At 68.4% G+C, this 13,645-nt stretch carries 15 protein-coding genes and 1 riboswitch; of the genes, 9 read left to right on the top strand and 6 right to left on the bottom strand.

Going from position 1 to position 13,645, the window contains the following annotated elements; translation table 11 throughout:
• Nucleotides 1-2: 2 nt before the first annotated feature.
• From BLP88_RS02565 to BLP88_RS02555, 3 genes are all read right to left on the bottom strand, one after another.
• Complete coding sequence (locus BLP88_RS02565; protein ID WP_175453477.1) at nucleotides 3-362, bottom strand: DUF1801 domain-containing protein; 360 nt, start codon at nucleotides 360-362, stop codon at nucleotides 3-5.
• A gap of 26 nt (nucleotides 363-388) precedes the next feature.
• A complete protein-coding gene (locus BLP88_RS02560; RefSeq protein WP_074586695.1) occupies nucleotides 389-790 on the bottom strand; it encodes a YccF domain-containing protein in 402 nt (133 codons plus the stop codon).
• A 71-nt stretch (nucleotides 791-861) separates the two neighbouring features.
• A complete protein-coding gene (locus BLP88_RS02555) occupies nucleotides 862-1,458 on the bottom strand; it encodes a phosphoribosylanthranilate isomerase (protein WP_074587162.1) in 597 nt (198 codons plus the stop codon).
• A gap of 99 nt (nucleotides 1,459-1,557) precedes the next feature.
• Here BLP88_RS02555 and BLP88_RS02550 point away from each other — a divergent pair, with 99 nt between their 5' ends.
• The 5 genes from BLP88_RS02550 (at nucleotide 1,558) to BLP88_RS02530 (ending at nucleotide 4,846) form a co-directional block, all read left to right on the top strand.
• A complete protein-coding gene (locus BLP88_RS02550) occupies nucleotides 1,558-2,160 on the top strand; it encodes a HutD/Ves family protein (RefSeq protein WP_074586694.1) in 603 nt (200 codons plus the stop codon).
• Between the two features lie 55 nt (nucleotides 2,161-2,215).
• Nucleotides 2,216-2,280, top strand: a riboswitch (guanidine-III (ykkC-III) riboswitch).
• 9 nt (nucleotides 2,281-2,289) lie between these two features.
• A complete protein-coding gene (locus BLP88_RS02545) occupies nucleotides 2,290-2,604 on the top strand; it encodes a DMT family transporter (protein ID WP_074586692.1) in 315 nt (104 codons plus the stop codon).
• Between the two features lie 2 nt (nucleotides 2,605-2,606).
• Entirely contained in the window at nucleotides 2,607-2,966 is a 360-nt protein-coding gene (locus BLP88_RS02540; RefSeq protein ID WP_074586691.1) for a DMT family transporter, read from the top strand.
• Between the two features lie 199 nt (nucleotides 2,967-3,165).
• A complete protein-coding gene (locus BLP88_RS02535; RefSeq protein ID WP_074586690.1) occupies nucleotides 3,166-4,176 on the top strand; it encodes an aldo/keto reductase in 1,011 nt (336 codons plus the stop codon).
• A gap of 19 nt (nucleotides 4,177-4,195) precedes the next feature.
• Nucleotides 4,196-4,846, top strand: coding sequence for an MBL fold metallo-hydrolase (locus tag BLP88_RS02530; RefSeq protein WP_074586688.1), 651 nt, complete (start codon nucleotides 4,196-4,198; stop codon nucleotides 4,844-4,846).
• A gap of 80 nt (nucleotides 4,847-4,926) precedes the next feature.
• Here BLP88_RS02530 and BLP88_RS02525 read toward each other — a convergent pair whose 3' ends face one another.
• The gene (locus BLP88_RS02525) at nucleotides 4,927-6,651 is read right to left on the bottom strand and encodes a DEAD/DEAH box helicase (protein ID WP_074586687.1); all 1,725 of its coding nucleotides are present in this window, start codon (nucleotides 6,649-6,651) and stop codon (nucleotides 4,927-4,929) included.
• Between the two features lie 334 nt (nucleotides 6,652-6,985).
• On the opposite strand from BLP88_RS02525, the gene BLP88_RS02520 reads away from it, so the two are divergent.
• Entirely contained in the window at nucleotides 6,986-7,666 is a 681-nt protein-coding gene (locus BLP88_RS02520; protein ID WP_074586686.1) for an SAM-dependent methyltransferase, read from the top strand.
• Nucleotides 7,667-7,679: 13 nt separating this feature from the next.
• On the opposite strand, the gene BLP88_RS02515 is transcribed toward BLP88_RS02520, so the two are convergent.
• Entirely contained in the window at nucleotides 7,680-9,065 is a 1,386-nt protein-coding gene (locus BLP88_RS02515) for an MFS transporter (protein ID WP_074586685.1), read from the bottom strand.
• 75 nt (nucleotides 9,066-9,140) lie between these two features.
• Nucleotides 9,141-10,169, bottom strand: coding sequence for an Lrp/AsnC family transcriptional regulator (locus BLP88_RS02510; protein WP_074586683.1), 1,029 nt, complete (start codon nucleotides 10,167-10,169; stop codon nucleotides 9,141-9,143).
• A 143-nt stretch (nucleotides 10,170-10,312) separates the two neighbouring features.
• On the opposite strand from BLP88_RS02510, the gene BLP88_RS02505 reads away from it, so the two are divergent.
• The 3 genes from BLP88_RS02505 (at nucleotide 10,313) to BLP88_RS02495 (ending at nucleotide 13,531) form a co-directional block, all read left to right on the top strand.
• Nucleotides 10,313-11,545, top strand: a complete 1,233-nt coding sequence (locus BLP88_RS02505) for a M20 metallopeptidase family protein (RefSeq protein WP_074586682.1) — start codon at nucleotides 10,313-10,315, stop codon at nucleotides 11,543-11,545.
• A 24-nt stretch (nucleotides 11,546-11,569) separates the two neighbouring features.
• Nucleotides 11,570-12,859, top strand: coding sequence for an MFS transporter (locus BLP88_RS02500; RefSeq protein WP_074586681.1), 1,290 nt, complete (start codon nucleotides 11,570-11,572; stop codon nucleotides 12,857-12,859).
• Between the two features lie 105 nt (nucleotides 12,860-12,964).
• Nucleotides 12,965-13,531: a hypothetical protein gene (locus BLP88_RS02495; RefSeq protein WP_139163281.1), complete on the top strand. Its 567-nt coding sequence runs from the start codon at nucleotides 12,965-12,967 to the stop codon at nucleotides 13,529-13,531.
• The last annotated feature ends 114 nt before the right edge of the window (nucleotides 13,532-13,645 follow it).

Genomic DNA, 13,645 nt, shown 5'->3' with positions numbered 1-13,645 from the left:
GGTCAGGCCTTGCTGGTGATCCAGTTCCGGATCACGGCCTCCAGCGCGGCTTTCTTGGCTTCGAAATCCTGCGCGTCCAGGAAGCGGGCCACGCGTGACACCTCGCCGTCCCCTTCGAGCAGCCCGGTGCTGTCCTCGATGGACGCGCCCTGGTGGAACATCAGGGTGACGTTCTTCCTGGCCTTGGGGAAGAACGAGGCGATGTTCCCCCGGTACATGAAGGTGGGCGCCTGCCATTTGATGGCTTCGCTGATGCCCGGGTCCAGGGACAGGATGAAGGCGCGGATGTCGGCGACGAGGTTCCGCTGCGGGTTCTCGTAGTTGTCCAGCCAGGCATCGACGTCGGGATTCCGGTTGTCCATGGCAGCAACCATAAGCCCCTCTCGGCCTAGCGGTAGTTGCTCGCGAAGGGCCGGTTGCTGGGCACGATCTGCTTGCCGAGCGGCATGAGGGACACCGGGATCAGCTTGAGGTTGGCGATGGCCAACGGGATGCCGATGATGGTGATGGCCATGGCGAAGGCGGTGACCACGTGGCCGATCGCGATCCAGATCCCGGCGACCAGCAGCCAGATCACGTTTCCGAGGAGCGTGAACACGCCGCCGGAGCCGGGCTTGTCCACCACCGTCCGGCCGAACGGCCACAGGGTGTAGGCGGCGATCCGGAAGGACGCGATGCCCCACGGAATGGTGATGATCAGGAGGCAGCACAGGACGCCGGCCGCGAAGTATCCCAGGGCCAGCCAGAACCCGCCGAAAACCAACCAGATGATGTTCAGGAGCGTCTTCATGCCTACTATTCTCCCGCTTCCCCCTGGCCCCGAGGCTAGGGGTTTGCCCTGAACGGGCCCTGAAATCGGGATCAGCCCTTGGCGTTCTTCACGAACGCCCGCACCTTCGCCAGGTCCTTCACGCCGCGGGATGACTCGACACCGGAGGAGACGTCCACTCCCCAGGCAGCGGCGGCCTCGACGGCAGAGGCTACGTTCTCCGGGGACAACCCGCCCGCCAGCAACCACTTCCGCCCGGCCAGGCCCTTGTCCCGCATCAGGGCGTAGTCCCAGGCCTCGCCCGAGCCTGGAACGGCGGCGTCCACCAGCAGCAGGTCCTCGCCCCAGTCGGCGAACTCTTCCGGCGTGGCACCCAGGGTGACGGCGCGGATGAGCCGCAGCCCGGCGTCGTGCACTGTGCGGACATCCTCCCGCGTGCGGCTGCCGTGCAGCTGGACCCATTCCAGGCCGGCCGCGCGGGCGGTGGCCACGGCTGCGGCGGCAGTTTCGTGACGGAAGACGCCGACGGCGGCAATCCCCGCCGGGACGCCGGCCAGCAGCACGCGGGCCCGCTCGGGCGACACCTCGCGGGGGCTTTTGGTGAGTACGAAACCGACGGCGTCGGCGCCGCTTTCTACCGCCGCCTGCACGGATTCGGGCGTGCTCAAGCCGCACACTTTGACGAACACTCCCATGCCTCCAGCCTGCCGCCGATAAATCTGTTACCCAAGACGGTAGCAAGCCGCGCCGCCCTGTTCCGAACGGTGACCCTAGGTAGGGTGGAGCCCATGGAGATCATCCGTTTTTCCGAGATCAGGCCCGAACCATGGCGCAACGGCGGCGGGGTGACGCGCGAACTCGCCAGCCATCCGAAGGCGGCCTCCGCGCAGGACGGCGCCTGGGACTGGCGGGTCAGCATCGCGGATGTCTCCAAGGCCGGCGCCTTCTCGCTTTTTCCGGGCATGGAGCGGGTCCTCACCGTGATCGACGGCGAACTGCTGCTCCTCACCGTGGACGGCCAGGAGCACCCGGTGGAGAAGTACCGGCCCTTCCGTTTTTCCGGCGAAGCCGACACCAGCTCCGCCCTGCCCACCGGCGACATCCGGGACCTGAACATCATCGCCCGCGCCGGTGCCTTCAAGGGCTATACCTCCATCATCGAGCTCTCCAAGAAGCGCGCCCACCCGGTGTTCGAGGGCCAGCTCGCCGTGCTGCTTGAGGGCAAAGCGTCCGTGGTTCCCGGGGCGGACCCGGACGCGGAGGCTCCTGCCGCCGCGGAGCCCACCGAGCTCGCCCGCTACGACGCCGTGGTGGGCTCGGACAGCCGCAGCCCGGAAATCCTTGGCCGCGGATTCCTGGCCGTGGTGTCGATCGACCGCGTGGAGGCCTGAGCCTGAGCGCGGGCGTTCAGCCACAGCGCGAGAGCGGAGTTTGCTAGTCTGGAAGCCAAGGCCCGCATCCGGGCCTCCGGACGACGGTTCAGTACCCGGTACGCGACAAGACTGGCCAAAGGAAACGTCATGTCGTGGATCGTCCTCATTCTTTCCGGCGCGCTCGAAGCCGTCTGGGCGGCAGCCCTGCACCGTTCCAAGGGGTTCCGGCGCCCCGTGCCTTCCCTGGTTTTCCTCGTCTCGATGATCGCCAGCACCGGCGGCCTGGCCTACGCCATGCAGACCATCCCCACCGGTACGGCCTACGCGGTCTGGGTGGGCGTGGGTGTGGTCCTCACCGCCGCCTACGCCATGGTCACCAAGGTTGAACGTCCGACGGCGGCCCGGCTGGCCCTGCTGGCCGGGATCGGCGTGTGCGTGGCCGGCCTGAAGGTGGTGGCGTAGCGATGTCCGTGCGCCTTTCCTGGCTGGTGCTGTTGGCTTCGGCCGTCCTCGAAGCCATGTGGGCCACGGCCCTGGGCCTGTCGGAGGGCTTCAGCCGACCTCTGCCCTCGCTCGTCTTCGCCGTGACCGCAACCCTGAGCATGTTCGGCCTGGGCGTGGCTGTGAAGCGCATCCCCCTCGGTACCGCGTACGCCGTGTGGGTGGGTGTCGGCGCCGCGCTGACGGTGGCGTGGGCCATGACCACCGGCGTCGAGCCTGCCAGTCCGCTGAAGCTTCTTTTCATCGCGGGAATCGTTGGCTGCGCGGCCGGTTTGAAGGCGTTGTCTTCCGGACCGCCTGCCGGGGAGAAGCAGGACGCCTGACGTTCCTTCCCTGTTGCTTGGGAGCGCTTCGCCGGGAAGCCCGGAATCCCGGGGTTCCCCGGCACCTTCGGGACTTCAGATCCGGAGCAACCGGGAAGGAACGTCGCGGCCGGCACGGTTTGGCGCCGGCCCCCGGAATACATCCGTCACTGCCCGGGTTCTTGCCAGCGAAGGCGACAATCCCGAAGGATGGAGAACCATGGCACCCGAGAACACCATTCCCGCAACCGTCCAACTCGGCGACGGCCTCACGGTCAGTCCCCTCGGATTCGGCGGCATGGCCCTCACCGGGGTCTACGGCGACATCGACCCCGCGCAGCCGCTCAAGACCCTGCACCACGCGGTCGACGCCGGCATCACCTTCATCGATACCGCGGACGTCTACGGACAGGGCAGCAACGAGGAACTCATCGCGCAGTTGCTGAAGGAACGCCGCAGCGAGGTCCAGCTGGCCACGAAATTCGGCATCCTGGGCAACGTGCGCACCGGCTACACCGAAGTCCGCGGCGACGCCGCCTACGTGAAGCAGGCCGCGGAGGCCAGCCTGCGCCGCCTCGGCACGGACACCATCGACCTCTATTACATGCACCGCCGTGACCTCCGCGTTCCGATTGTGGAAACCGTGGAGGCCATGGCGGAGCTGGTCCGGGAAGGCAAGGTCCGCCACCTTGGCCTGTCCGAGGTGACGGCTGAAGAACTCCGGGAAGCCAGCACCGTGCACCCGATCGCCGCGGTGCAGAGCGAGTGGTCCATCTGGAGCCGGGACGTGGAGCGCAACGTGGTTCCGGCCGCGAAGGAGCTCGGCACCGGCTTCGTCCCCTACTCCCCGCTGGGCCGCGGCTTCCTCACCGGCACGGTCAATGCCAGCGACCTCGGGGAGGGGGATTTCCGGCACCGGATCCCGCGCTTCGCGGACGGTGCGCTGGATGCCAACCAGGCCGTGGTGTCCGCCGTCCGCTCCGTCGCCGCGGAACTGGACGCCACACCCGCCCAGGTGGCCCTCGCCTGGCTCTTCGCCCAGGGCCGCCGCCTGGACCTGCCCGTGGTTCCGATCCCCGGAACCCGCCGCCCGGAGCGGCTGGACGAGAACCTCGGGGCGCTGTCCCTCGAGTTGGGTGCCGCCCAACTGCACGTGCTCGACGGCGCCGCCTCCGCCGTCGTCGGCTCCCGTTCCGCTGACCCCAACTGGGTGTCGCAGGGCCGCGAATAGCGTTCCGTAGAGTGGGTGGATGGACTCACTCATTCACTCCCTGCGGGACATCACCATTCGCCGCATCTCGGTCAGCGGGATGGACAACAACGTGTACCTGCTCACCGCCAAGGCGAGCGGGGCGCAACTGCTGATCGATGCCGCGGATGACCTTCCCGCGATCCAGGCGATGCTGGCGGAGTCGGCCACGGACACCACGGCCACGCCGAAGCTGGCCCTGATCGCCACCACGCACCAGCACTGGGACCACGTCCGTGCCCTGCCGGGGCTGGTGGAGGCCACCGGTGCCAAGACTTCGGCCGGCGCAGAGGATGCCGCGGCGCTGCCCGTGCCCGTGGACGTGCTGTTGGAGCACGGCGATGTGGGGAACTTCGAGGGCTTCGACATCACCGCGGTTCACCTGCGCGGCCACACCCCGGGCTCGATCGCCTACGTGTACCAGGACCCGGACGGCCCGGCGCACATCTTCAGCGGCGACTCGTTGTTCCCGGGCGGCGTGGGCAACACGGGGAACGACCCGGCGCGCTTCACCTCGCTGTTGGCCGATGTGACCGAGCGGCTGTTCGAGGCGTACCCGGACGACACGGTGGTGCACCCCGGCCACGGCAAGCCGACCACGCTCGGCGCGGAACGGCCGCAACTGCAGGAGTGGCGCGAACGCGGCTGGTAGAAGCGGAAGGAGCCATCCGTTGCTTGGATAACGTCGTTTTGAGGGCTTAGAACGACGTTATCTAGGCAATCGATGAGAGGTTAGCGGCCGCGGCGTTCGTTCGACGCCGGAGCCGAGGCCCGGCGCGGACCCTTGCGGGCGGGACGGCCGGAGTTGCCGGAACCCGCACCATACGAGCCGCCCGAGGTGCCGCCGGTGTTGGAGGACCAGACGGCCTTGCTGCCGGAGTTTCCCCCACCACGCGTGGTGGTTGCCGGGGCCGAACGCGGAGCGGCAGCCTGCCGGGAACCGGCGGCGCGCTGGCCCGTGGCCGGACGTCCGCTGCGGCCTCCGCCCTGGCCCTGGGCGGCCGGGACGTCGTTGCGGTGGCCGGAGCCGTTGCCGCGGCCGCGGGAGTTGCGGGCAACGTCCTCGCTGGCTGCGGCGCGGCGGTCGGCACGGTTCAGGTCCGTGCGCACGGGCTCAGCCGAAACCTTGCCGCGTCCGCCGCGTCCGCCACGGCCACCCGCAGTCGGAGCTGCCTGGCCGGAGCGCCGGGCCCGCTTGCGCTGGGCGTTGGCGCCGGTGGACGTGCCGCCACCCTGAGGCTGGGCCTTGGCCGCCAGCAGGGCCGCACGGGTGCGCGGATCGACCTTGTCGGCGACGTCCCCCACAAGCTCGGCCACGAGGGGCGAGCTGGCGGTGACGCGTTCGAAGGAGACGTCCACGCCGGCGGCCTTCATGAGCTTCTTGACGTCCTGCTGCTGCTCGGGGAGCGTCAGCGTGACCACGGTGCCTTCGGAACCGGCGCGCGCCGTGCGGCCGGAGCGGTGCAGGTACGCCTTGTGTTCGGTGGGCGGGTCAACGTGGATGACCAGTTCGACGTCGTCGACGTGCACACCGCGCGCGGCGACGTCGGTGGCCACCAGCACGCGAACCTCACCGCTGGAGAATTCGGCAAGGTTGCGATCGCGGGCGTTCTGCGAAAGGTTGCCGTGCAGGTCGACGGCGGGGATGCCGACGTCGGTGAGCTGCTTGGCCAGCTTGCGGGCATGGTGCTTGGTGCGCATGAAGAGCACGCGGCGCCCGGTTCCCGAAGCCAGTTCGACAACCAGCTGCTTCTTGACGGTCTGGTCGTTGACCACCAGGACGTGGTGTTCCATGGTGGTCACGGCGGCCTGCGGGTCATCCACCGAGTGGGTCAGCGGGTTGGACAGGAAACGGTGGACCAGCTTGTCCACACCGTTGTCCAGGGTTGCCGAGAAGAGCAGGCGCTGGCCCTGGGACGGGGTCATGTCCATGAGCTTGCGGACCACCGGGAGGAAGCCGAGGTCTGCCATGTGGTCGGCCTCGTCCAGCACGGTGACCTCGACGCCTTCGAGGGTGACGATGCGCTGGCGGATGAGGTCTTCCAGGCGGCCCGGGCAGGCGATGACGATGTCCACGCCGGCGCCGAGGGCCTTCTCCTGGCGGGCCTGGGAGATGCCGCCGTAGATCACCGTGGTGTTCAGGCCCATGGCCTTGGCCAGCGGCTCCACCGTGGCGTTGATCTGGGTGGCCAGCTCGCGGGTGGGCGCCAGGACCAGTCCCATGGGGCGTCCGGGCTTGCGGAAGTACGCGGCCTCGCGCTCGGCCAGGCGGGCCACCAACGGGATGGCGAACGCGATGGTCTTGCCCGAACCGGTGCGGCCGCGGCCCAGCACGTCTCGGCCTGCGAGGGTGTCCGGGAGGGTCTTCACCTGGATGGGGAAAGCTTCTTCGATGCCGTTGGCCGCGAGGGATTCAGCGATGGCTTTGGGCGTGCCAAGGGCAGCAAAAGTAGTCATGTGTTTCGTGGGGTCTTTCTGGCGGCGCCCTTGCGGGCATCGGCCCCCGACGCCGGTTGGGCCAGGGGTTCGCCGAGGAAAAGTCAGTGGTCAACCGCCGGGCGGGAAGCCGGGGCCGGGACCGAACGCGTTCATCGACGCAGGATGTGCCTCTCACATGAAGAAGGCCCGCAACATGCGGGCCCTTCACTGCACATCAAGTTCCACCATTCTAACAGGAGCCGGGCGGCGGGAATTTCCACCGCGAGTCCCGAGCAAATTCCACCGCCAGCGGATTACGGGGACGGCGGCCTGCCGCCGGGGCAAGATGGGAGCAGAGCGAAAGGACACGGGCATGGACCACAGCGGAGATCACGACGGCGGAAAGCACGACGGCGGCGCCCGCACCTTCGGGGAAGGGGCCGGGAGCGCGGAGGAGCTGTGGGACGACAGGTACCGGGAGCAGTCGCGGATCTGGAGCGGCCAGCCGAACCCCCAGCTCGTGGCGGAAGCGGGCAGCCTGGTTCCGGACAGGGCACAGGACACGGCGCTGGATCTTGGCTGCGGCGAAGGCGCCGACGCGATCTGGCTCGCACAGCGCGGCTGGCGCGTCACCGCCGTCGACGTCTCCGCCGTCGCGCTGGAACGGGCGGCCGGGCACGCCGCCGACTCGGGTGTGGAGGAACGGATCACCTTCGAGCGGCGGGACCTGGCAACGTGGCGGCCCGGGGCGGGGTACGGGCTGGTGTCCTCGCAGTACCTGCATTCGTCCTTGCTGGACTGGCGGGCGTCGGCGGCGATGGCGGCCCGGGCCGTGGCACCCGGCGGCACGCTGCTGTTGGTGGGCCACTTCCCGCACGGCCAGCACTCGGCACGGGAGATGTTCTACACGCCCGAGGAACTGGCAGAAGCCCTGGACGGCGTGCTCGGCACCTGGACCGTCCATGTCCTCGAGACCCGGGAGCGGACGGTCACCGGTCCCGACGGCGAAAGCAGGACCCTCATCGACACGGTGCTGCGGGCGACGCGCCCCTGAGCCCCGGCCTGCCTCACTTGGGGGCGAGGACGGCGGGCCGGCTCCCTGCCACGGCGGCGGTGGCCCGGGGCGAGACCAGCAGCCCGACGGCGGCGATCAGCGCCGTCAGCGCGAACACCCCGCCGAAGCCGTACCCGGCCGCGAGCAGGTTGAAGATCATGCCCGCCATCGCGAGGGCCAGGGCGCTGCCGATCGAGTCGGAGATGGAGAGGGCCGAGCTGTTGAAGCCCTGGGCATCGGGCTCCGAAAGGCCGATGGTCATGGTGCTCAGCCGCGGGAACATCAGGCCCATCCCGGCTCCGCCGAAGGTCCAGCAGATGATGGCGGGCAGCGGCGGCCAGGCGAACAGCACGGCGGCAAGCTCCAGCAGCAGGACGGCGAGCACCAGCCACGTGCCCACCTTGATGGCCACCTCGTTGCTGATGCGTGCACCCCAGCGGCCCTGGATCCCGGAGGACGTGGCCCACGCCAGGGCGGAGCCGGTGATCGCGAGGCCGGCGAACGCCGGGGAGAATCCGTAGCGTTCGGTCAGCAGGTACGGCATGTAGACCTCGGCGCCGAAGAAGGCCGCCGAAACCACCCCGCGCAGCAGGATCACGCTCGGCAGCCCGCGCCCGGCAGTCAGGGTGCCGCGCGGCACCAGCGGCCGGACGGCGAACAGCGCGGCGAGCAGGGCGGCGACGGCGATCAGCCAGCCCGCCGCCGGCACCTGCCCGGAGAGATTCACGGCAAGGACCGCGACGCCGGCCAGCACCGCCCAGCCGATCCGGCCGAAGTTCCAAGGCACCGCACTTGAAGTGCTGCCGGCCGGCCCGCGCATCTGCCGCAGCGCCGGGACGGTCATCGCCAGCGCCGGGACCACGAGCACCACCACGCCCAGGAAAACCCAGTGCCAGCCGACCAGCTCGGCCACCACGCCGGCGGCGAACGGCCCCACCATGGACGGAACCACCCATACCGCGGCGAAGGCGGCGAACATCTTCGCGTGCAGCCGGGCGGGATAGGCCCGGGCAATCACCACGTACAAGGCCACCGTCATGGCTCCGCCACCCAGGCCCTGCACAAAGCGGCCGGCGACAAACACGGGCATGGACAGGGCCGTGCCCGCGATCAGCAGCCCGGCCGCGAACAGCACCACCGACGCGTAGAGCGGCCCCGCCGGCCCGCGGCGATCGGCCCAGTTCCCGGCCACCACCATCCCCACCACACTGGTGGCCAGCGGCGCCGCGAAGGCCAGGGCGTAGAGTTCCAGGCCGTCGAGCTCGCGGCCCACGCGCGGCATGATCGTGGTGACCGCCATGGCTTCGAAGGCGACCATGAACACCAGGGCGCAGGAACCAACTGTGGCCAGGAGGTAGGGGCGGCGCAGGATCCCGGCCGAAAGATCGTCGTCGGTCATTGGCTTAGCTTAGCCGCTGAGCTGATCGATTTTGTTGCCTTCCGGGCCCAAACAAACAGCTGCGATCAGCGGCGGCTACGCCGTTGGGTTCAGTTCGGCGACGGGCACCACGACGGCGCCGCTCGCCGTCGTGTCCGGGTTCAGCATCCAGCCCACCCGCTTTGCCGAGCTGAGGACCACCACGCTTTCCACCAGCTCGATCCCGGGAATGCGCTGCTGCAGGGCGAGTTCGGCATTCATCACGTCTGACAGGGAGTGCAGCCACATGACGATCACGAAATTGCTGCGGCCGGTGGTCGAGGCGCTGAGCCGCAGGTTCCGGAAGCCGCGCAGTTCGGCGGCCGCGGCCTCGTGCTGGCCCGGCGGCACATTGGCAGACCACTGGCAGGTCACCGGGTAGCCGGAAAACTTCTGCGCCACCTCGCACCGGAAGGACAGGACCCGGCTGGCAAGCAGGCGGTTGAGCTGGCGCTGCACCGTGGCGGGGCTGCGGCCCAGCACGCGGGCCATGTCCGCCGCCGTCGCCCGGCCGTCCTGCGCCAGGAAGGGGATGAGGTCCAGGTGGCTCTGGGGCAGTTCCCCGACTGCGGGGATCCCGGCCACGCCGGCCTCTGGACCGGCGAAGGCCTTGAGGGCCGCCTGCTGCGAGCGGTCCAGGATGTTCAACCGCCACGCATGGCCGCCGGTGTGGAGGCGGGTGCAGAGGGAGGTGCGGTATTTCTGCAGCCCCTCGATCTCCTTGAACTGCGGCACTACGGCGTCGGTGAACTCGGCCAGCGTGGGGGTGATGACCGTGAGGATGAGGTCCCGGTTGCTGGCGGCTTCCTCCACCGTCACTACCTCGGGAATCGCCGCCAACGCTGCGGTGACGTCCGCCCGGAGCCGCATGTCGCAGTCGATATCCACCAGGGCCAGGCACATCTGCTTCGGATCGCCGATCAGGTGCGCGGTGGTCCAGGCCGCGCCGGCCGAGCGGAGCCGCTCCCAACGCGCCGCGAGCGTGGTGGCGTGGACGCCGAGCACCCCGGAGGCGTCGGACCAGCTGATCCGCGGCGCGATCTGCAAGGCGTTGATGAGCCCGAGGTCCTCCTCACTCAGTTCCATTGCCGCTCCCACCTCGATGCACGAATCCTGCGCAAATCATCGCACCCTTGAATTTTTCCAGCCATTTGGCCCGGTGTGAATGGCATCACTCCACAATGGCATGAAGAGGATTTACCGACCATTCGGAAAGGCAGCCCGCATTAATGACCATCGCCGCAGACGCCCGGGAACTCCAGGAAGACATTGTCCGCTTCCGCCACGAACTCCACCGCGAGCCCGAGATCGGACTCGATCTCCCGCGCACCCAGGAGAAGGTGCTCAGGGCCCTGGACGGACTGCCGTACGAGATCACCCTGGGTGAGAGCACGACGTCGGTCACGGCGGTTTTGCAGGGCACCGCACCCGGCGCGGCAAGCGACCCCGCCCGGAAGCCGGCCGTGCTGCTGCGCGCGGACATGGACGCCCTGCCCGTCCAGGAGCGCAGCGGCGTGGACTACACCTCCAGGGTGGACGGTGCCATGCACGCCTGCGGCCACGACCTCCACACCGCCATGCTGGCCGGCGCCGCAACCCTGCTGGCCGAACGCCGCGGGCAGCTGGCCGGCGACGTCGTCCTGATGTTCCAGCCCGGCGAGGAAGGCTTCGACGGCGCCGGGCACATGATCCGCGAAGGCGTCCTGGACGCGGCGGGCCGCCGGGTGGACGCCGCCTACGGCATGCACGTCTTCTCCGCCATGGAGCCCTACGGCCAGTTCTGCACCAAGCCGGGCGTGATCATGAGCGCCTCGGACGGCCTCTTCGTCACCGTGCTGGGCGCCGGCGGGCACGGTTCCGCGCCGTTCGCCGCCAAGGACCCGGTGACCGCGGCGGCCGAGATGGTCACCGCGCTGCAGGTGATGATCACCCGGCAGTTCAACATGTTCGACCCCGTGGTCCTGACCGTGGGTGTGCTGCAGGCCGGCACCAAGCGCAACGTCATCCCGGAAACCGCCCGTTTCGAGGCGACCATCCGGACCTTCTCGGACGCCTCCCGCGAGCGCATGATGAAGGCCGTCCCCGCCCTGCTCCAGGGCATCGCCGCCGCCCACGGCCTGGACGTGGACGTGGAATACCGCGGCGAATACCCGCTCAGCGTCACGAACGAAGATGAAACCACCACCGCCGAAAAGACCATCCAGGAAATGTTCGGCGATTCCCGCCACACCCGCTGGGCCACCCCGCTCAGCGGCTCGGAGGATTTCTCCCGCGTCATGGCCGAAGTGCCCGGAACCTTCATCGGGCTCAGCGCCGTCCCGAAGGGGGCGGACCCCCACGCCGCCGCCTACAACCACTCCCCCTACGCCACGTTCGACGACGGCGTGCTGGCCGACGGTGCAGCGCTCTATGCCGAACTGGCCGTGTCCCGCATCGCCGCCCTTGCCGGCGACCGCAACTGACCCTCCCCACATTTGGAGCCTGACATGACCACCACAGGGACCCATACCCCCGTCCAGGAACACAAGTCGCACGTGCGCACGCTCGTCGGCACCGGCATCGGCAACGCCGTCGAATGGTACGACTGGGCCATCTACGCCACGTTCGCCCCCTTCATCGCGAGCGCCCTGTTCAGCAGCGCCGATCCCACCTCGGCCATCCTGTCCACCCTGGCGATCTTCGCCGTCGGCTTCGTGGCCCGGCCCTTCGGCGGCTTCGTGTTCGGCTGGATCGGTGACCGGATCGGCCGCAAGACCTCCATGACTTTCGCCGTGGCCCTCGGCGCTTTCGGCAGCCTGCTGATCGGCGTCGCCCCCACCTTCGAGTCGGTGGGCGTTTTCGCCTCGATCATGCTGCTTTTCGCCCGGCTCATCCAGGGCCTGGCGCACGGCGGCGAGCTGCCGTCGTCGCAGACGTACCTGTCCGAAATGGCACCCAAGGAAAAGCGCGGCTTCTGGGCAACGCTCATCTACACCTCGGGCACCGTGGGCATCCTGCTCGGAACGCTCCTGGGTGCGGTGCTTTCGGCCATGCTGAGCAAGTCCGACATGGCCGCGTGGGGTTGGCGCATCCCGTTCATCCTGGGCGGCATCCTGGGCGTGTACGCCCTGGTGATGCGGGCCCGGATGAAGGAGACCGAGGCATTCGAGGCGGAGACTGTCAAGGAAAAGCATGAGCCGATCTGGCCGCAGATCTTCCGGCACCGCAAACAGGCCCTGCAGGTCATCGGCCTTACCGTGGGCCTCACCGTCATCTACTACGTCTGGGGCGTCGTGGCCCCGAGCTACGCCGCCACCACCCTCAAGATGGACCGCGGCGCCGCCCTGTGGGCCAGCGTGGTGGGCAACATCGTGTTCATCGCCGCCCTGCCCTTCTGGGGCCGGCTTTCGGACCGGATCGGCCGCAAACCAGTCCTGATTGCCGGCGCCGCCGGCGCCGCGCTGCTGCACTTCCCGATGACCTGGCTGCTGAAGGACTCCCCGTGGCAGCTGGCCGTGGGCATGTCCGTGATGCTCTTCTTCATCGCCGCGAGCGCCGCGATCGTGCCGGCCGTCTACGCCGAACTCTTCCCCACCAAGATCCGCACCGTGGGCGTCGGCGTCCCCTACTCCATCTGCGTCGCGGCCTTCGGCGGCACCGCCCCGTACCTGCAGAGCTGGCTGGCGAGCATCGGCCAGGGCAGCCTGTTCAACGTCTACGCAGTGGTGCTGCTGGCCGTCGGCATCGCTTTCGTGTTCACCATCCCGGAGACGAAGGGCAAGGATCTGACGCACTAGCTGCTACACCCTACTCGCCGGAACCCGGAGGACATGTCCTCTGCAAAACACGAAGGATGGACATGCGCATATGTCCATCCTTCGCCGGTTAATAGGGACATGCGCTTGGCCTGGGACCTGAATTCTGCCCGACAATTGCATATGCCCGCCGACGAAACCATGAAAGAGCCGATCAACACTCTGGCGATCATTGACGACTATATGGAATGGACGGAGTCCAAGTTCCGATGGTTCCGCCCACGGCTGGAGGTCATACGCCAAGCTCCGATCCATGAGTTCTATGTCGACGGTGCACCCCTGATGTCCTTGCTTGACCCCGAGGAAGCGGACGATCCTGATCGCAAGATCCCAACACTCGGTTGGGCTCCCCCAAAAGAATCCTCGGAGCAGTTGCGGCAACTCCTTGGCGGCACCGTGCCAGCCGATAGGAACGGCCGCGTCTGGCTCCTGTACTGCCAGTGCGGAGACCCCGGCTGTGGGGGTGTGAGCACCCGCATCGTCTTTGCCAGCAAGACCGTCACCTGGACTGATTTCCGCTGGGATAACATCTTCGGCGACCCCACCGAGCCAATGGAACTCGACCGGACGTTCGTCTTCGAGCGGACCGGATACGAAAAACTCATGCACGACATGACCGACCGTTTCTGTCCACGTCGAACCCGGCTAGCGTAGGTCGTACATACGGGCGACCCGGAAAGCCTCCGACAAGTCGCGCCGTCACGGATGCCTCATCCCGGAGTAATAATCCGCAGCCGGACACCAAACAGTGATGCTCGTCACAGCTTT

Source organism: Arthrobacter cupressi (assembly GCF_900099975.1).
Taxonomy (GTDB): domain Bacteria; phylum Actinomycetota; class Actinomycetes; order Actinomycetales; family Micrococcaceae; genus Arthrobacter; species Arthrobacter cupressi.
The sequence above is the reverse complement of the archived record's forward strand: the minus strand, read 5'-3'. Positions and strand labels throughout refer to the sequence as shown.